General features: G+C 68.0%; 27 protein-coding genes, 1 tRNA gene and 1 other RNA gene. 8 read left to right on the plus strand and 21 right to left on the minus strand.

The genetic code is table 11. The features are described 5' to 3' along the window. Together HMPREF0058_RS01660 and HMPREF0058_RS01665 are read right to left on the minus strand one after the other, a co-directional pair. A partial coding sequence (locus HMPREF0058_RS01660; protein WP_040319473.1) for a hypothetical protein occupies nucleotides 1-239 on the minus strand: 239 nt, incomplete at its 3' end. Nucleotides 240-316: 77 nt separating this feature from the next. Then, nucleotides 317-835 carry a lyase family protein gene (locus HMPREF0058_RS01665; protein WP_006547918.1) on the minus strand — a complete coding sequence of 173 codons (519 nt, stop codon included), beginning with the start codon at nucleotides 833-835 and terminating at the stop codon, nucleotides 317-319. Between HMPREF0058_RS01665 and HMPREF0058_RS01670 the strand changes: the two genes are divergently transcribed. The 5 genes from HMPREF0058_RS01670 to HMPREF0058_RS01685 all read left to right on the plus strand — a co-directional run bounded on the left by HMPREF0058_RS01670 (nucleotide 824) and on the right by HMPREF0058_RS01685 (nucleotide 3,839). Beyond that, nucleotides 824-1,369 (plus strand): MurR/RpiR family transcriptional regulator, encoded by a 546-nt coding sequence (locus HMPREF0058_RS01670; protein WP_006547919.1) that lies wholly within the window; start codon nucleotides 824-826, stop codon nucleotides 1,367-1,369. The genes HMPREF0058_RS01665 and HMPREF0058_RS01670 overlap by 12 nt on opposite strands. A 194-nt stretch (nucleotides 1,370-1,563) precedes the next feature. Further along, nucleotides 1,564-2,415, plus strand: coding sequence for a phosphorylase family protein (locus HMPREF0058_RS01675; RefSeq protein WP_006547920.1), 852 nt, complete (start codon nucleotides 1,564-1,566; stop codon nucleotides 2,413-2,415). A 59-nt stretch (nucleotides 2,416-2,474) separates the two neighbouring features. Then, nucleotides 2,475-2,630: a type 1 glutamine amidotransferase family protein gene (locus HMPREF0058_RS13095; protein WP_006547921.1), complete on the plus strand. Its 156-nt coding sequence runs from the start codon at nucleotides 2,475-2,477 to the stop codon at nucleotides 2,628-2,630. Nucleotides 2,631-2,642: 12 nt separating this feature from the next. Beyond that, nucleotides 2,643-3,056 carry a type 1 glutamine amidotransferase family protein gene (locus HMPREF0058_RS01680; RefSeq protein WP_248596989.1) on the plus strand — a complete coding sequence of 138 codons (414 nt, stop codon included), beginning with the start codon at nucleotides 2,643-2,645 and terminating at the stop codon, nucleotides 3,054-3,056. A gap of 99 nt (nucleotides 3,057-3,155) precedes the next feature. After that, entirely contained in the window at nucleotides 3,156-3,839 is a 684-nt protein-coding gene (locus HMPREF0058_RS01685) for an SDR family oxidoreductase (protein ID WP_006547923.1), read from the plus strand. Nucleotides 3,840-3,884: 45 nt separating this feature from the next. Here the strand turns inward: HMPREF0058_RS01685 and HMPREF0058_RS01690 are convergent, their stop codons facing one another. The 3 genes from HMPREF0058_RS01690 to HMPREF0058_RS01700 all read right to left on the minus strand — a co-directional run bounded on the left by HMPREF0058_RS01690 (nucleotide 3,885) and on the right by HMPREF0058_RS01700 (nucleotide 6,015). Further along, complete coding sequence (locus tag HMPREF0058_RS01690) at nucleotides 3,885-4,760, minus strand: Sir2 family NAD-dependent protein deacetylase (protein ID WP_006547924.1); 876 nt, start codon at nucleotides 4,758-4,760, stop codon at nucleotides 3,885-3,887. A gap of 36 nt (nucleotides 4,761-4,796) precedes the next feature. Further along, nucleotides 4,797-5,537 carry a glutamine amidotransferase-related protein gene (locus HMPREF0058_RS01695; protein ID WP_006547925.1) on the minus strand — a complete coding sequence of 247 codons (741 nt, stop codon included), beginning with the start codon at nucleotides 5,535-5,537 and terminating at the stop codon, nucleotides 4,797-4,799. A 70-nt stretch (nucleotides 5,538-5,607) separates the two neighbouring features. After that, complete coding sequence (locus tag HMPREF0058_RS01700; protein WP_006547926.1) at nucleotides 5,608-6,015, minus strand: hypothetical protein; 408 nt, start codon at nucleotides 6,013-6,015, stop codon at nucleotides 5,608-5,610. A gap of 176 nt (nucleotides 6,016-6,191) precedes the next feature. Here HMPREF0058_RS01700 and HMPREF0058_RS01705 point away from each other — a divergent pair, with 176 nt between their 5' ends. Continuing rightward, nucleotides 6,192-7,592 carry a uracil-xanthine permease family protein gene (locus HMPREF0058_RS01705; RefSeq protein ID WP_006547927.1) on the plus strand — a complete coding sequence of 467 codons (1,401 nt, stop codon included), beginning with the start codon at nucleotides 6,192-6,194 and terminating at the stop codon, nucleotides 7,590-7,592. A 145-nt stretch (nucleotides 7,593-7,737) separates the two neighbouring features. Here HMPREF0058_RS01705 and HMPREF0058_RS01710 read toward each other — a convergent pair whose 3' ends face one another. The 16 genes from HMPREF0058_RS01710 to HMPREF0058_RS01775 all read right to left on the minus strand — a co-directional run bounded on the left by HMPREF0058_RS01710 (nucleotide 7,738) and on the right by HMPREF0058_RS01775 (nucleotide 18,799). Then, nucleotides 7,738-8,349, minus strand: a complete 612-nt coding sequence (locus HMPREF0058_RS01710; RefSeq protein WP_040319475.1) for a LytR C-terminal domain-containing protein — start codon at nucleotides 8,347-8,349, stop codon at nucleotides 7,738-7,740. A gap of 56 nt (nucleotides 8,350-8,405) precedes the next feature. Next, nucleotides 8,406-8,744 (minus strand): hypothetical protein, encoded by a 339-nt coding sequence (locus HMPREF0058_RS01715; RefSeq protein ID WP_006547929.1) that lies wholly within the window; start codon nucleotides 8,742-8,744, stop codon nucleotides 8,406-8,408. A 107-nt stretch (nucleotides 8,745-8,851) separates the two neighbouring features. Next, entirely contained in the window at nucleotides 8,852-9,466 is a 615-nt protein-coding gene (locus HMPREF0058_RS01720; protein WP_040319476.1) for a septum formation family protein, read from the minus strand. Nucleotides 9,467-9,520: 54 nt separating this feature from the next. Further along, the gene (locus tag HMPREF0058_RS12535; RefSeq protein WP_006547931.1) at nucleotides 9,521-10,180 is read right to left on the minus strand and encodes a hypothetical protein; all 660 of its coding nucleotides are present in this window, start codon (nucleotides 10,178-10,180) and stop codon (nucleotides 9,521-9,523) included. 530 nt (nucleotides 10,181-10,710) lie between these two features. Further along, complete coding sequence (locus HMPREF0058_RS01730) at nucleotides 10,711-11,565, minus strand: phage major capsid protein (protein WP_006547932.1); 855 nt, start codon at nucleotides 11,563-11,565, stop codon at nucleotides 10,711-10,713. A 169-nt stretch (nucleotides 11,566-11,734) separates the two neighbouring features. After that, nucleotides 11,735-12,217 carry a hypothetical protein gene (locus tag HMPREF0058_RS01735; protein WP_006547933.1) on the minus strand — a complete coding sequence of 161 codons (483 nt, stop codon included), beginning with the start codon at nucleotides 12,215-12,217 and terminating at the stop codon, nucleotides 11,735-11,737. Further along, nucleotides 12,214-12,384 carry a hypothetical protein gene (locus tag HMPREF0058_RS12540; protein WP_006547934.1) on the minus strand — a complete coding sequence of 57 codons (171 nt, stop codon included), beginning with the start codon at nucleotides 12,382-12,384 and terminating at the stop codon, nucleotides 12,214-12,216. Before HMPREF0058_RS12540 ends, HMPREF0058_RS01735 begins: the two co-directional genes overlap by 4 nt. Before the next feature lie 175 nt (nucleotides 12,385-12,559). Next, complete coding sequence (locus HMPREF0058_RS01740; protein WP_006547935.1) at nucleotides 12,560-14,026, minus strand: AAA family ATPase; 1,467 nt, start codon at nucleotides 14,024-14,026, stop codon at nucleotides 12,560-12,562. Then, nucleotides 14,023-14,895: a bifunctional DNA primase/polymerase gene (locus HMPREF0058_RS11620; protein WP_006547936.1), complete on the minus strand. Its 873-nt coding sequence runs from the start codon at nucleotides 14,893-14,895 to the stop codon at nucleotides 14,023-14,025. Before HMPREF0058_RS11620 ends, HMPREF0058_RS01740 begins: the two co-directional genes overlap by 4 nt. Beyond that, nucleotides 14,892-15,347: a hypothetical protein gene (locus HMPREF0058_RS01750; protein WP_006547937.1), complete on the minus strand. Its 456-nt coding sequence runs from the start codon at nucleotides 15,345-15,347 to the stop codon at nucleotides 14,892-14,894. Before HMPREF0058_RS01750 ends, HMPREF0058_RS11620 begins: the two co-directional genes overlap by 4 nt. Then, nucleotides 15,344-15,526 carry a hypothetical protein gene (locus HMPREF0058_RS12240; protein ID WP_141560445.1) on the minus strand — a complete coding sequence of 61 codons (183 nt, stop codon included), beginning with the start codon at nucleotides 15,524-15,526 and terminating at the stop codon, nucleotides 15,344-15,346. Before HMPREF0058_RS12240 ends, HMPREF0058_RS01750 begins: the two co-directional genes overlap by 4 nt. Next, nucleotides 15,523-16,164 carry a hypothetical protein gene (locus HMPREF0058_RS01755; RefSeq protein WP_006547939.1) on the minus strand — a complete coding sequence of 214 codons (642 nt, stop codon included), beginning with the start codon at nucleotides 16,162-16,164 and terminating at the stop codon, nucleotides 15,523-15,525. Before HMPREF0058_RS01755 ends, HMPREF0058_RS12240 begins: the two co-directional genes overlap by 4 nt. Before the next feature lie 146 nt (nucleotides 16,165-16,310). After that, complete coding sequence (locus HMPREF0058_RS01760; protein WP_006547940.1) at nucleotides 16,311-16,505, minus strand: helix-turn-helix domain-containing protein; 195 nt, start codon at nucleotides 16,503-16,505, stop codon at nucleotides 16,311-16,313. A gap of 92 nt (nucleotides 16,506-16,597) precedes the next feature. Then, complete coding sequence (locus tag HMPREF0058_RS01765; RefSeq protein ID WP_006547941.1) at nucleotides 16,598-16,774, minus strand: helix-turn-helix domain-containing protein; 177 nt, start codon at nucleotides 16,772-16,774, stop codon at nucleotides 16,598-16,600. A 542-nt stretch (nucleotides 16,775-17,316) separates the two neighbouring features. Next, on the minus strand, nucleotides 17,317-18,549 hold the full coding sequence (locus HMPREF0058_RS11625; RefSeq protein ID WP_169305803.1) for a tyrosine-type recombinase/integrase: 1,233 nt from the start codon (nucleotides 18,547-18,549) through the stop codon (nucleotides 17,317-17,319). Between the two features lie 165 nt (nucleotides 18,550-18,714). Further along, nucleotides 18,715-18,799: transfer RNA gene (locus tag HMPREF0058_RS01775), tRNA-Ser, on the minus strand. Nucleotides 18,800-18,982: 183 nt separating this feature from the next. Here HMPREF0058_RS01775 and ffs point away from each other — a divergent pair. Then, an RNA gene (gene ffs / locus HMPREF0058_RS11585) (signal recognition particle sRNA small type) lies at nucleotides 18,983-19,077 on the plus strand. Between the two features lie 67 nt (nucleotides 19,078-19,144). After that, a partial coding sequence (locus tag HMPREF0058_RS01780; protein WP_006547944.1) for a DNA polymerase III subunit gamma and tau occupies nucleotides 19,145-20,270 on the plus strand: 1,126 nt, incomplete at its 3' end.

Consider the following 20,270-nt stretch of genomic DNA (forward strand, 5'->3'; position numbering starts at 1 on the left):
GGGGCGTGCCCTGCGCTGCGGCGTGCGACGACGTCGGCCACGAGCGGCGGCACGAGGGTGGTCTTTCCCGTCCCTGGCGGGGCGGTGACGACGACGCACGCGCCCTGCTGCGGCGTCGTCGCCTCAGCGGTGAGCAGCTCACGCAGGCGCGGCAGGCCAGCCACCACCGGAAGCTGCGGCGGGTCGGCCAGCAGGAGGGCGATGGGGTCGGAGGGAGGTTCGGACGGCGTGCTGCTCACGCGGCCATTGTGGCTGGGCCGGACAGCGAGTGTCAGGCACTGCTGTCCGGCCCAGCCGGTTGAGGGGGTGGGTGCTCCTAGAACTCGGCAACCTCACGAGCTAGGCCCAGGTAGCTGCGCGGGTCTGTGGCGGCCTCCAGGTCGATACCAGCCACGGTCTCGCGGGTGTCCGGACGTGACTCCAGGTACTCACGCAGGCTGACGCCTGTGCGCTGGTACTGCGTGACGTACTCCTGCAGGACGTCGTGTGCCTTCTCGTGGCCGATGGCAGGAGCGAGCTGCATGAGGACGTGCTCGGTCAGCAGGAGCGGCCCCTCCAGCTCAGCGCCCTTGCGCAGAGCCTCCTCGTTGACGTGGAGGCGGCCGAGAAGTCCTAGGAGCTTGGCCTGCGCGCCACCCAGGGTCACCAGGACACGCGGGAGGGTGTCACGCTCGATCTCGAGCTGGCGGTGGTCGCGCTCGTGGGCCGCGGGGGGTGACATGAGCAGGGACGCCGTCGCACCCGTGACCACACGCGCTCCGACGGCCGTCTTCATCGTGGCGAAGGGGTTGCGCTTCTGAGGCATGGCGGAGGAGCCCGAGGCATGGGCGTCCATGACCTCGACCTTCAGGCCTCTTCCCGTTCCTTGGATGCTGCCGTGTTCGAGAAGGTCGCCGACCTGCTGGCCGATGAGAACCGTCGGCTCCACCTGGCGGCGGTGGCCTCAGGACGTCCAGTGATGCGCTACTTCGCCACGCTCCTTGGGTACCTACGGGGCAATGTCGTCCTTCTGGACGGTCCGGACGTGTGGGCTCACGCTGCTGCCGGGATCGACTCGGACAGCGTCGTCATGGTCTCGGTGTTCGATCGCTCACCCGCTCCCGTTGCCGCTTTGATTGAGACTGCCTCCGAGGCGGGCGCGAGCACGGTGATGGTGACCAACCGTCCGGGCGGACCCCTGACGGCAGAGGTCGACCACCTGTTGGCGATCACGAGCCAGTCCAGCCCGATGTTCCGCAGCCGGGTCCCGCTCATGGCCGTGCTGGAAGCCCTCCTGGACGCGATCTGCGTGCGGGTGGAGGGTGCTGACGAGCGAGCGGGCAGGATCGAGGAGTTCTTCGAGCGCGCCGGGAGCTATGTCACCTCATAGACGTGGGTGCGAGCCGCTCCGCGCAGGGCGCTGGCCTCGCACGCTCTGAGCTTGGTAACAACGGTGATAGCTCCTCCCTGACACACTCAGGGCGATCACCGTCATCATCGTCTCCTTCCTCAGGGGGAAGGCATGAGTGCCTAAGCCGGGTACCCTCAGCCAGGAGGCAACTGATCACGCGACGAGGAGGAGCCGTGTCGCCCAAGCCCACTGGCGTCACTGCCGGCGCACATCCCGGCACCTGGGACGAGGACCCGACGGCGGCCTCGATCCTCCTGGCCACGGGTCGGCCGCGTCACGACCTGCTCGTGGTCGCTGAGCCTGCCCTGCTGGCTGAGCTTGACGCCGCGTGGGGACGTCTTGCCGCCCGCGTGCGACTGTCTTTCCTCCCCGGAGTCTCCGCTCCTCAGGTGCCCGGCCAAGAGGACCTGCTGACCTCTCACGACCGCGGGGGCCTGGGTGTGCTCGTGGCGCGCGGTCGCACCTGCCTGTACGAGGGCAAGCCCGCGCGACGGGTGACGGGACTGGCTCGCCTGGCCGCAGGAGCCGGCGTGCGTGCCGCGCTCATGGTCTCGCGCGCCTCCAGCCTTGGCCAGGCCTCGCTGGGTGACTTCCTGGCGGTGGCTGACCACCTCAATCTCACGGGCTCGCCCCTCTTCCCCGCCACCCAGTGCGTGGACGCCTCCTGGGACGAGGACCTCACCAACGCCGTCTCGCGGATCGACGGCGTGCGCGGCGCGGGTGTGGCAGCGCTTGTGCCCGGTCCGGTGCGCCCGTCCAGGTCTGAGGTGACGCTGATGAGCGGGCTGGGAGCGGACGCCGTTGTCATGGACGGTGTGGCTGAGGCGATGGCCCTGGCCGCGCGTGGCGTGCGTGTGGCGGGCCTGGCCTATGTGGATCACGTGGCCGAGGCACACGCGGCGGCTCCCGCTCGCCGTCCGGGGCGACGTGCCGCGGCGCCCAGCCAGGAGGCCTCCGTGACGCATCGCCCGGCGCCCGACGTCGTGCGCGCAGCGGTGGAGACGGTACTGGCCACCCTGCGCTGAGCGGCCCAGTACCCGGACGCCCCTTCTCCTACCCACCTGGACCGTTAGGCTCCAGCCTCATGAAGCCTTTCCTCCTGCTGGCCACGCGTGACGACGAAGGCCCCGCCGACGGCGAGTACGAGGCCCTCCTCGCGCGCACGGGGCTCAGCGAGCGTGAGCTCATTCGCCACCGCTTGGAGGCTGAGCTCATGCCGGAGCTGGACCTCGACCAGTAGTCAGGAATCATGGTGGGCGGCTCTCCCTTCAACACCACCACCCCGCAGGAGGAGAAGTCCGCCGTCCAGCTGCGCGTGGAGGCGGAGTTCGACGCGCTGCTGGACCGCCTGGTGGCGCAGGACTTTCCCTTCCTCGGCGCCTGCTACGGCATCGGCACGCTGGCGCGCCACCAGGGCGCGGTCATCGACTCTCGCTACGCCGAGGAGGTGGATGCCCCGCAGATCACGCTGACGCCGCAGGGGCTGGCAGATCCCTTGTGCGCCGGCATGACCAGTCCTTTCCGGGCCTTCGTGGCGCATAACGACGCCATCAGCGTGCCGCCGCCCGGCGCCGTGGTGCTGGCGACCTCCCAGGCCTGCCCGATCCAGATGCTGCGTATCAAGAACAACCTGTACGCCACACTTCGTGGAGATCTACGCCGCTGAATCTCTGGCCTCACGCCGTCGACGAAGAGGCACCCGGGAATGACGCCGGGCGTCGCCATGTTGTCCTGGCAAAGGGTCTGTGGTGAGAGAGGTTCCGCTATGTCCCGTGTTGTCATCATCGGTGGTCACGGCAAGGTCGCGCTCGCGGCCTCCGCGCTCCTGCGCGACGCTGGCTACGAGGTCGTGTCCGTGATCCGCAACCCCGAGCACGCTGACGAGGTTGAGGCAGCAGGCGCGCGTCCGCTGCTGCTCAGCGTCGAGGACGCGACCCAGGAGGCGCTGGCTAACGCCCTTGGCGGTGCGGACGCCGTCGTCTGGTCCGCGGGAGCCGGGGGCAAGGGAGGTCCGCAGCGTACAGACGCCGTCGACCGCAAGGCCGCCATCCGCTCGATGGAGGCTGCCCGGCAGGCTGGAGTGCGTCGCTACCTCATGGTCTCGTGGGCGGGTTCCTACGGGCACGAGCCGGTGCCGGCGGACCACCCGCTCCGCGCCTACGCCATGGCCAAGCTTGACGCCGACCGCCACCTGGTGGCCAGCGACCTCGACTGGACGATCCTGGGTCCCGGCACGCTGACCACCGAGCCGGCCTCCGGTGAGATCACGGTGGAACGTGATGAGGATGGCGGCTCCCTGCCGACCTCGCGCGAGAACGTCGCCCGCGTCATCCTCGGTGCCCTGGAGGACGACGCCACGATTCGCAAGGTCATCCCCTTCCACGACGGCCGTACCCCGATCGTCCAAGCGTTGTCCCAGGTCCCGCAGGACTACGCAGACCTGTCCTGAGAAGGAGAAGGTGGGTCAGGCGCGCTGGCTCGGCTGACCTTCTCCTCAACGCGCCAGGCGATCGGCGACGGCGGCCAGCACCTGGCTGGTCCCGCCCTCCACACGGATCGTGGCCAGCTCATCAGCCGCCGTGGGCCCGCGGTTGATGACCACGAGATCGGCGCCCTTGGCCACGGCCTGGCGCACGATCCACAGGCCGGTGAGCACGGCCAGGCTGGTGCCCGCAGCGATGACGACGTCGCACTCACCCGCGGCCTGCATCGCCTTTTCCATCGCTGGCGGCAGGGACTCGCCGAAGAACACGATGTCCGGCTTGAGCAGGCCGGAGCACTTCGAGCAGGTAACCGTCTGAAAGCTGCAGGCCTCGGCCGCCGCGCGATCAGCCTCCGGGGTGATCGCCACCCGCGCCGGGTCGCTCTGGCGCGGGTAGTCGGGGTTGAGGGCGCTCAGACGCTGATCGACCTCGGCGCGCGTGAGCACCCGTCCGCACTCCAGGCACACGACGCGGTCGTAGGCGCCGTGAAGCTCCCAGACGGTGGACTGTCCCGCGCGCGAGTGCAGGCGGTCGACGTTCTGGGTGGCGACGCCGGTGAGGTAGCCGGCCTCCTCCAGCCGCGCCAGGGCCCGGTGCCCCGGCGTGGGGCGAAGCGGTTCCAGGAGCTGCCAGGTGGCGTGGTTGCACGCCCACACCCAGCGGTACCACACCGGATCGGAGACGAACTGCTGGAAGTCGACCGGCTCGACCGGTGTGGTTCCCAGGCCGCGGTAGTCGGGGATCCCGGCGTCGGTGGACATGCCGGCCCCGGTGACGGCGAGCGTGCGTCGGCCCGCCATAAGCGCGGCCACCGCCTCGCCGGCCTCGGCCACCTGGTCGGGCTGCGGCGTCGTCTCCTCCGGCTGGCTGTGGTGCGCCGGTTCCATCGCCGGTCTCCTCCGATTCTTTCTTGTCCTGCCCGGTCAGTCCTGGGCGAAGTACTCCACGAAGCGGCGGATGACGCGGCCGGCCTGGTGCTCGTCCACGCTTGCGCGAGCCTCGGTCAGGACGTCGTCAATGAGGCCCGGGTCGCCGTAGCCGGCGTCGGCGTAGATGGACACGCGCTGCAGGAAGCGCTCGACGTCGAGCTCGGGGTTGAACTGGGTGCCGTAGACGTTGCGTCCCACCCGAATCATGTGGACCGGGCAGTCTGCCGAGCTGGCCAGGAGCGTGGCGTGCTCAGGCACTGCGGCCGCGCCCTCGTGGTGCCCGACGAAGGCGGTAAAGGTCTGGGGCATCCCCTCCAGCAGGGGGTCCGCGCGCCCCTCGGCGGTGAGGAAGATGTCCGTGGCGCCCAGGTCCTCGGCGTAGCGGCGCGAGGTGGGTGTGCCGAGGTAGCCGGCCAGCACCTCCAGCCCGAAGCCGGTGGCGAGGACGGGCACGCCTTCCCTGAGGGCAACCGCCAGCAGCTCGCGAACCTGCTCCTCCACACGCACCTGGGTGCGGGTCTTGGAAGCCTCCGCGGTGGACAGGTCGTAAGGGCTGCCGCCAATGAGCACGCCGGAGACGTCGCCGGCCTGGAAGGAGCCGAGGAAGTCGACCTCCTCTAGGTGCACGTGCTGAAGCTGGTCACGCTCCAGGCCGCCCTGCAGGAGGAAGGACTCGTACTCCTGCTCGGCAGCCTCGATCTCCGGACGCGTCGACACCATGATGAAGGGCTTCACAGGTCCACTGTAAGGCCCCGGGGCTGAGGCGCGGCTGCGTCCCACCCACCGGGCGGCGCAGCGAGGAGGCTTACGCGGAGACCAGGAGCATGAGGGCGAGCCAGGCTACGCAGGAGGCCAGCCCGACGATGATCGCGAACCAGGCCAGGGACTGGCCAGTCTCGTAGCGGTGACGCATGGTCGCCAGCGCCAGCGCCCCGATCGCGGCCGCGATGAGCCCGAGGGCCGGGACGAAGGAGAGCAGGGCCAGGACGAGGGCGGTGACCGCCAGGGGGCTGGTGCGGGCTCGAGGTGCCTGGTAGCCAGGGCCGGCGAAGACCTCCGCGGGCCGCAGCTGCTCAGTACCGGGGAAGGGGCGGCGCGCCTCGGTTCGGGGGTAGGACGCCGTCCCCGCGCCCGCTCCGGTCTGTGCCAGGCCAGGACGAGGGCCTGTGGCGGTCGTGCCGGCGGTGGTCGAGGGCGAGTGGGGCGTCGTCACGCCTCCATCATGCCCTATGACCTGTGGGGCGTCGTGGGCATAGGGCGTGTACGAGCCTGAAACGTCGGGGCGTCTAGACTGGAGCCCCGGCAGGGCTCTGCCGGGTCCTGACGCGTGGCGCGGGAGCCAGCTCGCGCGCTGCCACCCGTCCCCTCCCATTCGCGACAGGAGCACCTGTGCCCACCTCCTCCTCAGACCGCCCCGCGCTCACGCGCGGCTGGCGCCTTCACGGCGACGGCCGTTCGATCGCTCCCGGTGAGGTCGTCTCTCCGGCTGAGCGCCTGACCTGGCCCCGCACCATCGGTATCGGCGTCCAGCACGTGGTCGCCATGTTCGGTGCGACCTTCCTCGTTCCCCTGCTCACCGGCTTCGAGCCCTCGACCACGCTGTTCTTCACCGGCGTGGGAACCCTCCTCTTCCTCGGGATCACGGCGGGGCGTCTGCCCAGCTACCTGGGGTCCTCCTTCGCTCTCATCGCTCCCATCGGCGCCGTCACCGGCTACGTGGCCGGCGGCGGCGAGGCGATCGACCCTCACCTGGCCTCGCTTGCCCAGGGTGGGGTCATCAGCGCCGGTGCCGTCCTGGTGGTGGTGGGCCTGATCGTCCACTTTGCCGGAGCAGGCTGGATCGACCGGCTCATGCCTCCGATCGTCACGGGCGCCATCGTCTCCCTCATCGGCTTCAACCTGGCGCCCTCGGCGTGGAACAACGTCAAGACCGCGCCCGTGACCGCCCTGGTGACGATCGTGGCGATCCTTCTCATCACCGTGCTGTTCAAGGGCATCATCGGACGCCTGGCGATCCTCATCGGTGTGCTCATCGGCTACGCCACCGCCTGCGTGCGCGATGAGGTGGACTTCTCCGCCATCGCCTCGGCCGACTGGATCGGTGCCCCCACCTTCCGGGCCCCGGCCTTCGACCTGAGCCTGCTGGGCCTGTTCGTTCCGGTGGTGCTCGTGCTCGTCGCGGAGAACATCGGTCACGTCAAGTCCGTCTCCGCGATGACGGGGGAGAACCTCGATGACGTGACGGGCCGGGCCCTGTTCGCTGACGGTCTGTCCACGATGCTGGCCGGCAGCGGCGGAGGTTCGGGTACCACCACCTACGCCGAGAACATCGGCGTCATGGCCGCCACCCGCGTCTACTCCACGGCCGCCTACGTGGTCGCGGCGATCACGGCGCTGGGACTGTCCATGCTGCCGAAGTTCGGCGTCATCATCGCTACCATCCCCGCGGGTGTCCTCGGCGGTGCCGCCACGATCCTGTACGGCATGATCGGCATGCTGGGAGTGCGCATCTGGGTGCAGAACCGTGTGGACTTCTCTGACCCGGTCAACCTCAACACCGCTGCCGTGGCCATGGTGGTGGCGATCGCCGACTACACCTGGCACTGGGGCGAGATGACCTTCACCGGTATCGCCATGGGCTCGGTGGCTGCGATCGCGATCTACCACGCCATGCGCTGGGTCTCGAAGGTACGCGGGACCAACCTGGAGCAGGCCTCGCCCGCCTCGGCGCCGGCCGGCACTGAGCTGGACGGCCCTGCCTACGCGGCGCGCGCCCGCAAGAAGGGCTGAGCGCGGCTTTCGGACGTGCCTTCAGGCATGCCACAGTGCATCACTGATTGGGGCGTGCCTCCCGGGACCTGGGAGGCACGCCCCAATGACGTCGGAACGCACTCGTGGATGAAGCGCTGCCTCAGTTCGCCGGTGCCTGGCTGGCCTACTCGGTCGGGGCCGCCGTCACGGCAACGCAGCCTTTCGGGGCCGAGATCGGCTCGCCGGCCTTGAGCTGGCCAATCTCGGCGGTAGAGAGGATGGACTGCTTGTACTCCGCGCCGAGCACGACGCTGACGGTCGGGTCAGAGGCGTCGGCGGTCTCGTCGATGGTGACGTTGACGGTGCCGGTGAAGGCTCGGGCGAGGGTGTAGGCGTTGGTGAGTCCGGCCTGAGATGTGGTGATCAGGACGTTGCCGTCGTAAGAGCCACGGGGCCAGTCCGCCGTCGCCGTCACGGTCAGGCCCGACTCCGTCAGGGTCTGGGTGACGTCCCCGGCCAGTCCTGTGGTGTCCGTGCCGTTGTAGACGTTGACGGGGATGGACGTGACCTCAACAGTCGCCGCGTCCGCAGGCGGGCAAGGCTGGATCACGGGGGTCGCCTCGTCCTTGGCGCTGGAGAACCCAGGCTCGTAGGGGGCTGGCACGATCCCGGTCCACAGCAGCAGGCACACCAGGGTCAGGACCACCATGGTGGCCAGGATTCCTCCGATGACCATCGTCTGGCGGTGCTGGAGACGACGGCGGTACTCAGCGCGCGGGTCTAGGGGAGTGCTCACCCGCCCACAGTAACCGAGTTGGTGTGCGAGGGTCAGGATCCCTTGGTCTTGCGCCGTCAGGCCGCCGGCGGCGGCGGGGCAAGGAGGGCGCGCCCCTCGTTGTCCAGCTCCAGCACCCGTGCGTGGAGGACGGTGCGTCCCTGCAGGGCGGCACGCAGGGCGCGGTGCAGGCCGGTCTCCAGGTACAGCTCACCCTGGTAGGCCACGACGTGGGCGAACAGGTCTCCGTAGAAGGTCGAGTCGTCGTCGAGGAGGTTGCGCAGATCGAGGGTCGAGCGCGTGGTGATGAGCTGGTCCAGGCGGATCTGCCGAGGGGCGATGACGGACCAGTCGCGCTGCGCCTCGACCCCATGGGCGGGATAAGGGGCGCGGTCGCCGACGGCCTTGAAGATCACGGGGTCATGCTAGCGGCCGGCTGTGGCACCCGGGTGGGACCCTCCACGAGCCGGCCGGGTCCGGGGCAGGGATGACGACGACGCAGCCGGCAGTCAGGTGGCCAGCCTCAGCGCGTGGCCGCTGCGGTCAGCTCGGTGGAGTCTGAGGAGGTCAGCAGGCACAGGAGGGTGCGGTCCCCGGCCTTCCATGAGGTCTGGGTGGGGGAGAGGAACTGGGCCCGGTAGGTGGGGTGCTCGGTCTGGTTCTCCAGGTACGGGGAGACGGCCTCCTGGCAGGCGACGCTAGCCTGCTCGCGCAGCGCGGAGAGTTCGGGCAGAGCCGCCTCGCTCAGCCTGGTGACGCTGAGGACCTCGTAGAGGTGCGGTTGGGAGCAGGTCACCACGGTGACGAGGTCGATCTGGCTGGGCACCTGGGCGGGGGCGCTGGAGTCCTGGGGCTGAGGACTGGCTGGCTCAGTGGCAGAGGTCTGAGCCTCGGTGGAGGAGGGCAGGAAGCAGTCGCCGGCTTGCAGGTCCTGGACTGAGGTGAGGGCAGCATCCGGCGAGGTCGAGGCGCTGGGTGAGGCTGCGTCGTCGGCCATGGGGGTGGCCGAGGTGGTGGCAGGTGAGGCTGGCGACGTGCTTCCCGTGGCCGCTGTGCCACCCGAGCAGGCACCGAGGCCGGCGGCCAGGAGAGCGACGAGTGCGGCGTGAGTGGCGAGGGTATGAGCAGGTGCGCGCATGGGCCAAGCCTGTCAAAGACGCTGGCGCGGACAAAGACGACGCCGTCAGCCGGGTCAGAAGAAGGTGGTGGCGTCGCGGTTGATGAAGGCGCCGTGGTGCGTCGTCGTATTCCAGCAGGTCAGGCCGGCCTCCTCACTGGCGCACACGGTGGTGCCGAAGTACACCAGCGCGCCGTAGGTTGCCGTGGGTGTGCCGGGGTAGTCGAACCAGGGGGCGTCGCCCTTGAGGCCGATCTCCTGAGCGTCCAGGCTGACCCACCACTTCGAGTCGCCGGTCATGGGCGCGGTGCCGTAGGTCTCGTCGGTGATGTAGGACATGACGCCGCAGCCGGCGGAGGTGGCGGAGATGTCGCAGCCGATGTTGCCCGACGGCGTCTTGAAGGAGGCGACTCCGCTGGCGTTGGGGACCAGTGGGGTCGCCTTGGCCGGGAGGGGACCGCCGGCCCCGGCGTAGGCGCCGGCCGGGAGGTTGGGGTTGGTGGCGGGAGCGGCTGAGGCCAGGGGCTGATCCTTGGTCAGTGGGGCGGCCGAGGCGGTTTCGGACGGGGTGGACGAGGGCGCGGAGGTGGAGGCGGTGTCGCGCGGGCTGGCGGCGGTGGTTGCGGTGACGGGGAGCGGGGAGTCCGCGGCGCAGCCGGCGGCCAGCGGTGCAAAGAGGAGGAGGGGAAGGAGGCTCAGGGCGCGAGAGCGGAGGGAGGAGGTGGGGTGGTTCATGGGCATACCTGAGGGGAAGTGTCCGGTGTGGCCAGGGTAGTCCGGGTGGCGGCCGCAGTCGTGGGTGGTGGCCTGGGGGGGGTGATCGCGCGTGTTGATCGCTGAAAACAAGGATCCCCGGAACCGTTGCGGTTCCGGGGAAAGGTGGTGGCGGAGGATGGGGGATTCTCAACCAGCCGCGAAATAGCAACGAATAGTGGTAGCCATCTGCTGGAGTGTCTACCGAGTGTCTACGTTTCCGGGCGAAGCGGTCCCGCCCCTGATTTGTGTCGGTGGGGGTGGTTAGGGTGGGGGTGCGTTGTTCCATGGGTATGAGACAGGGCCCCGGACGGCTTGGTGGCTGTCCGGGGCCCTGTTTTGGCACCCCCTTCCCAGGTTGTGCACCCCCGGAAACCCGTACATAAAGATGCACCCCTGGGGGCTCAAATCGACTTGAAAACCCGGGGAGAATCTGTGCGCCTAAACGCGGAGCGACCCGGAGGCCGCTAGGGAGGGGTTACACCCGGGGTGTTTATGCATCGCGATGCATGTCATGCCTTGGTGATCTTCTGGATTGCGGCGGGGTGCGGGTAGAGGAACGCTACGCGCATGGTGGCGCGGATGGCGATACGGTCTGAGGTGAAGAACGCGGACTCGTCGCGGGTGAGCTCGACGTCCTCGCGTACGCCGATCTTGATCCGGTTCTGGGGCAGCCCCCAGATGGTTCCCTCCTCGATGGCGGGCGAGACGTACAGGGGTACGCCTGCCAGGGTCAGGGGTGCGGCGGCGGTGGGGGTGGGGTTGAGGAGGAGGCGCTGTGAGCCTGCCTGCTCCTTGATCTGTGCCAGGGCCATGGCGTCAGCGGGGTTGGCTGCGAAGGCGGACAGGGACGCTCCTTCTAGCTGTGCCTGGAAGGCGGCGGTGATGAACACGTCCGTGTTCGTCCACTTTCCCCCGGCTGAGACGGTGCCGGTGCCGGGGACCTCAGCGATGCCGATGGGGGCGGTAGTGTCCCCGTCCTTACGCTTGCCGAAGAAGGCAGTGTCGATGTTGCGGGCGATGTCGCGTGCCAGTCCTTCGCCTACCTGCTTGGCGATGTCGGGGGAGGAGTCAAGGACGAGTTCGCGGCTGAGGACGCTTAGGCCTGCGACCTTGTGGAAGCGGTCTGCGACTTCTGCGACCTTGGAGCCGGACAGGGGGATTTCCTCGCCCTCCTTGACCCATGCGGCTACGGGGTCCTTGGTGACGACGGGGACGCGGAAGCCGTCGCAGTCCTGCCTCAGGCGGGTGCTTCCGGCGGCGATCAGGGCTACAGACTCGCGGGTGACGGGCTGGACGACGAGCTCTTCGATGCTCTGCGGCATCCAGGCGAAGGGCTGTCCGTTGGTGGTCATGGTTTCGGCCATGGTTGTTGCCTCTCGGTGAGGTGGTGGCCGTGGGAGATAGGTAGAGGCCACCACGTGAGCGTTACTGCTGTGCGTGGTGGCCTCTGGCCGTCCCATGCTGCCCCCGCTGGGGGCGGCTGGAGTCTCCTGTCACGGCTCCAGGCCGTGGGCGGGGTTCCTGGCTGTCATTCTATCGTCTACGTAGGACGTCGAGCCAGGATGTTTCGCCGGTCTCGACGGCGGCGGGGGACTGTGCGGGGTCCGGTTTGAGCGGGGAGTGGGTGGGTAGTCCGATCTCCTCGGCGAGGCTGGTTGCCCTGTCCTGGACGGCCTTGGCGTCAACCGCCCCGTCCTTGGACAGGAAGCGGGTGGGGTTGGTCTCGAACTTGTTGAACACGGCCTTGGGCATCCATGCCGGTAAGGCTGCCTCAACGTTGGACTGTAGCAGGGCGTTGTAGCGGCCTTGGAGGTCTTCCAGGGCTGTCTCCGCCTCACGTGCTCTCACCCGGTACTTGGCGGCCTCGGCGTTGCCTTTGGGGCGTTCCTGACCGGCCTGTGGGGCCTCCTGTGGGGTGGGGTCCTGTTCGGGGGTGCTGGGGGCCTGTGCGTCCTGTACGGGGGCGTTGGTGGTGTCCTGTGCCGTGTCGGTGGTGGGGGTGTCGTTGGCGGTCATGCTTCCTCCTTGATCTTGTCCTGGTAGGTATTGAAGGCGCGCCGGTAGCGGGCGAGGGCTGGCCCCTGAAGGTCCCAGTAGCGGCGTAGGTAGCCGGGGTCTGCCATGGGGTGGCGGGTGGAGCGTCTGGTTTTGCGGGTGCGTCCGGCGCCGTGCCTGTGCGTCATGGTGTGCTCCTGTCTGGTTGGCATGTGGGGTGGTGGTCCGGGCTCCCCCTGTAGGGGGTTCGGGGTAGGTGGCAGACGGTGCACCACGCCCCGGTGATGGTGACCAGTCGGGTGAGTTCGCGGGTGTCGTCGGGGTCTGGGACGCAGGGCACGCCCGCGCTGTTGAGGACGGTTCTCATGCGGCGGTGGCGACACCTCCCGGGCACTGGTTGCACCACATGCCGACAGGGCCACCGTGGGGGCAGTAGACGCCCTGCGAGGGTGGGGAACAGGTCGGGGAACAGGTCGGTTCGTCCGATGGCACCTGTTCCCGACCTGTTCCCACCTCCTGAATGCTTCTGCTATCCGAGGTCTTCGTTGAGGTGACAAGGAAAGGGAAGAACTCCCCGTTGACCTGTTCCTGTTGTTCCTCGACCTGTTCCCGCTCGCCCTGCCTGACCTGTTCCCTGTTCCCCCCCTTATAGAAAGGGGGAACAGGTGACAGGCTCGGTTCTGGGGAGGGGTTGAGCGGGGTCATGAAGGTGTCTGACTGAGGATCGTTTACCTCTCGGTAGGGGTGGACTAGCGAGTGTGTGGTGCTACCTCGCTGGCCGGGGTGCGTGGTCACGTACTTCTCAGACACGAGGACGTCTAGCGCGCGGAGGACCGCCTGACGCTTCCCTGTCGTCCTCTGAGTGACCTGGTAGCCACTGAGCGGCACGTCCGCGTTCTCCAAGGTCTGGGAGACGCGCTCCATCAGTACCGTTGGCCTGAACACCGCCCCCGCTTCCTCCCCTTGCACGGGAGTGAGGGCGACGTCCACGGGGTGGCCGTCGGGGTAGGCCGGTGGGCGTGAGGCCGGGGTGACCCTGACCTCTGCGACTGTCTCACCGTTGCGCCATGCGCCTATGCGGTCCTTGGAGCACGTTAGGCTCGCCCGCCCGGCCTTGCCCTTGGCGAAGGGGGCCTTGACGTCCTGGATGTAGGCGGTGCCGTTGACGGCTGCTAGTTTGCGCTGGGAGCCGATGGCGTAGCGGGAAGAGTCCTTCTCCTGCCTGTTCTTGGCCTGGTGGTCCAGGAGGAGGACGGCGGGGCCTGTGTCGGCCAGGGGACGGGCGAGCCGGGCGAACCACGCGGACACCTCGCCGTCACTGTTCTGCTCCACCCCGTCGGCGCGCATGGCCTCCCCTGTGGAGTCCAGGACGATGAGGAGTGGGTGCAGGCTGGTCACGGTGTCGGTGAGGGCCTGTGAGGCTTGCGGGCTGTAGGGCTCATCTGGGTGGATGTAGGTGAACCGTTCTGTCACGTCCGCCGGGTTGGCTCCCAGGTCCAGGAGTCGGGAGGTGATGCCTCTCGCGTCGTCCTCCCAGTCGATGAAGACGACGGTGTGGCCTTCGGAGATGACTTCGGCGCACAGGTGGAGGGCGGTCCACGTCTTGCCTGAGGCTGGCCCTCCGATGAGCGTGGACACGCGCCCTAGGGTCAGGAGGTAGGCGGACTCCCCGATAGCCCCGATCTCGTGGGTTGGGGCGGCGATAGTGCCGTCCCTTAGACCGTTGACGATGGGGGCCAGGTCGAGAGGCTCCCAGGTGGTCGGTGGTGAGGGCCAGGGGTAGGGGGCTTCTGGTGGTGCTGGTGGTACCTGGAAGGTGGTTGCGGTCATGGCTTGGTTCTTCCTTTGGCCCCGTCCTTGGCGGAGCGGATGGTGTTACTGACGCCGGGCTCGGTCAGGCCCGCCGTGTAGGCGGCCTGTGCCAGCCGTTCGAGGGCTGCCTCCACGTTGGCGGGGTCGAACTCTCGTGCGACGGCGTAGGCGTAGTTGTTGAGGGTGTTGTTTCGCTCCCCCTGCCTGGTGGTGGACAGGGTGCGGATCATCCCGGCCAGGCGTCGGGCCTCCAGGTTGCCTCCACGCCCCACAGGGGGTGCGGGGGTGCCCGGCTGCCAGGGCAGGGCGAACGGGCCTCTACGTGGCTGCTGGGGGCCTTCCTGGCCGTCTGAGGGGGCCAGGGCGCTCAGGGCTGGCAGGGGTAGGCGTGCGTAGCCTGTGGCCGTGTCCTGCCACCTGTAGGGCTGGCCGGTGGCTGGGTGGGGGGAGGGTGGGGCGATCACGTAGCCGCGACCGGGTGACTTCACGTCCACCCCGGGGGCCGGGTTGCGCCACCTCCTGCCCTCTGGCAGGGCGGGGGCAGCGAACCACAGGTGGCGGCCACCGTCACCTCGGCCAGACCACGAGGTGAGGGTGTCGGGCAGGGGGCCGGTCAGGTCGTCCAGGACGGTTGACGGGTTGGACCCCTCCTCCAGGTTGCGCGGGTCGATGTCCACCACGACAGCCCCGGGCGGGACGACGAGCCCGATCAGGGCCGTGGGCCACTGCTCCCACCATGCAGCCACCGCCTCGGGGCTGGTGCTGGCGTCCTTGAAGCCGTGGGTGAGCATGGGGGACTTGGCGCGGTCCCCCGCCGGGTGGCAGGGCAGGACCTGCCACCCGGCGACGGCGTAGGCGGTGGCCGCCTCACGCAGGGACTGACTCACGCCGCCACCTCCATGGTGGTGCTGGTCGTCGTGGCCACGACGGAGCCACGGTCAGCCTCAGCGCACAGGCGCTCAGCGTCGGAGGCCAGGAAGTCCCCGGCTGGTGCGCCGATGGTTGCCAGGCGGCAGCCGTCGTGACGACCGCACGCCCTGGACTTCTCAAGCTGCGCCCCGATCACCTTGGGGTGGGAGTCGATCTGTGCCAGGCCGGTGGCTACGCGCGCCATCTCCTTCAGGGGCAGGTCTTTCGGTACAGCGACCCGGATGACTTTCCCGGCCTGGACGTGGGCGGTAGCCAGGTCGAACAGGTACTCACCCGGCCTCCACATGTTCTCGAAGGGGAATACGCCCTGCTTGCGTACCCCTGTCGTGATCCCTGAAGTGGTCAGGGCCGCGAGATAACGCGGGTTGACGTCCTTGTCGGGGACTACCAGGCAGTAGACGAGACTCACGCTGCTTCACCTGCCCTTGCCTCCATGCGGCGGGCGATGTGGGACAGCATCCCGATCAGGCTACGCACGCCCGTGGAGTACAGGCCCTCACTGGTGACGTTGAGGAATACCCGGTCCCCGTCAACCCGGTAGGTGGCTAGGGCGTTGTCCTCTGGTGGGGTGTACATGCGCGCGCTCACGCCGCCTCACCCGCCTGCAGCCGGGCCTCAAGGTCGCGGGCGTGTCCGTCAAGGTCGTACGCGGCCCGCATGAACCCCAGCACAGCAGCCTTCAGCTCCCCACCCTCAAGCGCCGCCACCTCGTGATAGGTGGGGCCTACAAGTCGCAGGATCCCCGCGCTCGTCGCCTCCCGGGCGATACGGGCCTCCGGGTTCTGCTCGGTGTCCGCGTAACCGTAGACGCGCGAGCACGGCTCGCTAGGGGCGTGGATGCGCGAGCACCACGGTTCGCACTCCTTCAGCTCACCGGCCAGGTCCTCCGCGAGCCGCTCCAGGGACCGGATGATAGATCGGACGTCCTGCAGGCTCAGCGGGGCGGCCAGGATGTCGATACGGTCCACGGTGCCGTCACCGGCACGGTGCCACCTCATCAGCGGGTAGGTGTCCTCATCCCAGATCTCGTTCTCGTCGATGTCGTCCAGGAGAGTGGGGTCATCGGTGGGGTCGTCCGGGTCGTCGGGGCCGCATACGTCGTCCGCGATCTGCTTCATCTCGTCTGCGATCCGCTCCAGCTCGTCGGCGACGCGGTCCCAGCGTTCTTGTTGTTGCCCGTCCCCTGCGGTGGGCAGGGTGTTTTGGGTACGGCTATCCTGTGTCATGTCTCCTCCTTGGAGATGGTTAACCCCGTAGGCCGTGTTTCCGCCAAGACTCAGCGGCTTACGGGGTTCACTGTGTTCACTGTCCTGCACAATAATTTGTGCAAGTCCTACTGTAGGGGATGCACATTCTCTTGTGCAAGAGGCTTCTACTCTGAACGCGTGATTGCGTACACAGAGTTTCGATGCATCCCCAAGGCGTCCGCGATCTCTTGGCGCGGCAGGCCAGCATCTAACGCAGCCTGAACAGCCTCCTTGCGCCTGGACTTGGCGCGCGCAATCTCTCTCGCAGAAGCCCTCAGGTCTGCGAGAAGCTTGCGCTTCGTCTGCTCGTCCACGTCCATCACCGCCAATCCTAACGATGCCCTGCGACAGATACGCCCCGCCTAACGACCCCACCCCACGGTGAGGCCGGACGCCACCGACCACGGGCCAATCACGCAGCCTCAGTCAGCGCGGTCACCGGGCGGCGAGCCTTGTCCAGGTCCGCCGGGTCGATACGGATCAGCCGATCCCCGTACCTGTAAGCACGCAGCTGCCCGGAGGCGACCATGCGGCGGATCGTGGAGTAGGAGACCCCGAGGACGCGGGCGGCCTGGGCCGGGGAGATCATCTGACACAGGTTGGAGGTCAGGACGGGGAGGGAACTAGGGGACCCTGGGCGGGTCTCACGGTGACGTGGCGCTGCCTGGCGTGCCATGATGTCGTCTGCCTTTCCTTGAGCGGGAGGGGCGAGTGGGCGGGTCCTGTGCCGTCGCCGGAAGGTGTTGCAGCACCTCGAGGCGACTTGGTGGCCGTGGGCCCGCTCTCTCTATGTCTGGATGCCGGAGAACGTGTATGAGCGTTGTCGAACGTCTGTGCGATCTCGTGGCACAAGGGTAAGCGCACACCTCGATGTCCGGCATCTACATGTTTCCGCGAGACATAGGTGGTGCGAATGTTTCGCGAGAGATTCAATGCCTTTTTTCTGAGGTCAATGATGGTTGTTGTGGGTCTTTCGTGGTCTATATACAGTGTTCCACATCACAAAACTTCTTGACCTAGGAAACCATCGGAACCACTTCGGCCCCCGAAGGTGGCAGAAGGTGGCAGCCCTCTATAACCGTGCCACCTTTGCCACCTTCGCCACCTTCGCCACCTTCGGAGCCCGCCCCCTCAGACCACCACGGGAAGCGCCGCCGCCAACGCCTGCTGCCGCCTCATCCGGGCGTGCTGGTAGCGCATAGCCGCCTTCACGTCCGAGTGGCCCCCGCGCGTCATCGTCTCCTCGACCGTCGCCCCCGACTCCGAGAAGTACGACAGCCCCACCCCGCGCAGGTCATGGAACCGGAACCCCGGCACAACCTGACGGCGAGCCTCGTCCCACGCCCGCGTCAGTGCCTGGTGAGACAAGGGTTGCTTCGGCCAGCGCGGCGAGCGGAACAACGGAGCCTGCCCGTCCTTGTCCCTCATCCCCTTCAGGTGCTCAGCAAGCAGCGGAACCAGTGTCGGGGGGATTGCCACATCACGGACCTTCTCCTCCTTAGGCAGCGTGTACGTCGGAGGGTGCGTCTTGGAGTTCCACTGCCTACGCACCTGCAGCACAGCCTCACCGTCCTTGCCTAGGCCCTTCACGTCCCGGCGCTGCAGACCAAGCACCTCCCCCTGACGCAGGGCGCACCACGCAGCCAGGAGCACCGTCAGACCCAGCCCGTCCGGCATCGCCCTGGCCAGTGCTGCGACCTGCTCAGGCTCCAGCGTCCTACCCTCCTCGGACAGCCTCACCGGTTTCTCGGGAGCACGCACAGGGTTCACCTCGACCCCGCCAACCTCAGCCCTGATAGCCTCCCCGAACATGGCTCGCACGGTACGGAGCACGTTGTTCCACGCCCCCGACTGGTCCGCGACCGTGGCTAGCAGCCCGTCAACGTCCTTACGGGTCACGTCAGCGAGCCTCACGTGACCCAGGGCGGGCAGGACGTGCGCGTTGAGCGTTGACCGGTAGGAGGTGATCGTGCCGGAGCTGCGGGCCTTCCCGTTACGTGTCTGCCCGGACTGCAGGCGCTTGAGCCACTGCTGCGACCACTGTTCGACGGTCACCGCCTGCAGCCTCTCCTCCTCAGCCTTCTTCCTGGCCTCAGCACGACGCTGGTAGGGTGGTACGAAGGTGCGTGAGGCGATCTCGCCCGCTGCCCTGTCCCTGGCCGCCTTGGCGTCCGTGAGTGTGTCGAACAGGCCGATAGACACCTGCCTGCCCTCCCACTGCAGGCGGACCCGGTAGCGCCACCTGTCAGGCTGTCCGTCCCTACCCGCTGCCCGGTGCATGGCGATGCCCGCCGGAAGGTCCTTCTTGGCTCTCGCCGGGCGTCGCTTCGCCCTGGGTTGCTTAGGGCTGGGAACCTCGCTCATGTCGTCCTCCCACATAGACACTGGCCGGGCTTGTGTCTACATAGTGTCTATTTGAGTGACGTCTAGTGACTACTTCTGAACACTTGTGCGAACTGGCCGACAGGCACCAAACCGCGCCGTAGCAACGAAAAACCCCGGAATCTCAACGATCCCGGGGTCTGCTCGCGGAGGATGGGGGATTCGAACCCCCGAGGGCTTGCACCCAACACGCTTTCCAAGCGTGCGCCATAGGCCACTAGGCGAATCCTCCAGGTGTCCCACGTACTGACGGTGGAGCGACAGTACGTGCAACGGGAATGGAATATATCGGAACGCTGCCTGCTGGTGCCAGCCCGTGACGGTGGCATCGGTCACGACCGCGTGCTGACCTCATGTGTGCCAGGGGCGGGCACGGCCTGGGGATGAGCAGTCGCGCGCGTCAGGTACACTGTCTTCCGGCCCCTCGTGCGGCGTCATCCAGTGAATCCCCCAGGACCGGAAGGTAGCAAGGGTAAGCGGGCTCTGACGGGTGCACGGGGGGTCCTGACGTCTCTGTGGCGGTGCTCGATCTCTGAGAGCGTCGCATCGTGTCGGTGGTCCCGTTTAGAGTCGGACCGTGACCACCGCTCTGTACCGCCGCTACCGCCCAGACACCTTCCAGGACGTCATCGGGCAGGAGCACGTGACTGCCCCGCTCATGGCGGCCTTGCGTGCGGACCGCGTCACGCATGCCTACCTCTTCTCCGGTCCGCGTGGCTGCGGCAAGACCACCTCGGCCCGCATCCTGGCTCGCTGCCTGAACTGCGAGCAGTTCCCCACGGACACCCCGTGCGGCATCTGTCCCTCATGCCGGGACCTGGCCACCGGTGGCCCCGGAAGCCTGGACGTCGTGGAGATCGACGCCGCCAGCCACAACGGTGTTGACGACGCTCGTGACCTGCGTGAGCGTGCCTCCTTCGCCCCGGCGCGTGACCGCTTCAAGATCTTCATCCTCGACGAGGCGCACATGGTCACCCCGCAGGGCTTCAACGCCCTGCTCAAGCTGGTGGAGGAGCCGCCGGCTCACGTGAAGTTCATCTTCGCCACCACTGAGCCTGAGAAGGTCATCGGCACCATCCGCTCGCGGACCCACCACTACCCCTTCCGGCTCGTGCCGCCGGACATCCTGGATGGGTATCTGGCGCACCTGTGCCAGGCTGAGGGCGTGCAGGTGGGCCCTGGGGTCTTCCCTCTGGTCACCCGCGCTGGCGGTGGAAGCGTGCGAGACACGCTGTCCGTCATGGATCAGCTCATCGGCGGTGCGGTCGACGGCGAGGTGGACTACCAGCGTGCCGTCGCCCTGCTGGGCTACACGGACACCACCATGCTCGATCAGTGCGTGGACGCGATCGCCGGGGCCGATGGCGCCGGAGTCTTCCGGGTGGTGGACCGAGTGATCGCCTCCGGTCACGATCCCCGTCGCTTCGTCGAGGACCTGCTCCAGCGCCTGAGAGACCTTCTGGTGATCGCCCTGGCCGGGGCTGAGGCAGGACCGGCGCTCGGCTCCCTGCCAGCAGACGAGCTGGAGCGTATGGAGGTCCAGGCTCGCACCCTGGGCTCAGGAGCGTTGTCACGCTACGCGGACATGACGGCGCAGGCGCTGACCCAGATGGTGGGCGCCACCTCTCCCCGCCTGCAGCTGGAGCTGCTCATGGCACGTCTGCTCGTGCCCTCGCAGCAGGTTCAGTCTCCGCAGCCCGCGG

Origin of the sequence: Actinomyces urogenitalis DSM 15434 (assembly GCF_000159035.1) — a bacterium.
GTDB lineage: Bacteria > Actinomycetota > Actinomycetes > Actinomycetales > Actinomycetaceae > Actinomyces > Actinomyces urogenitalis.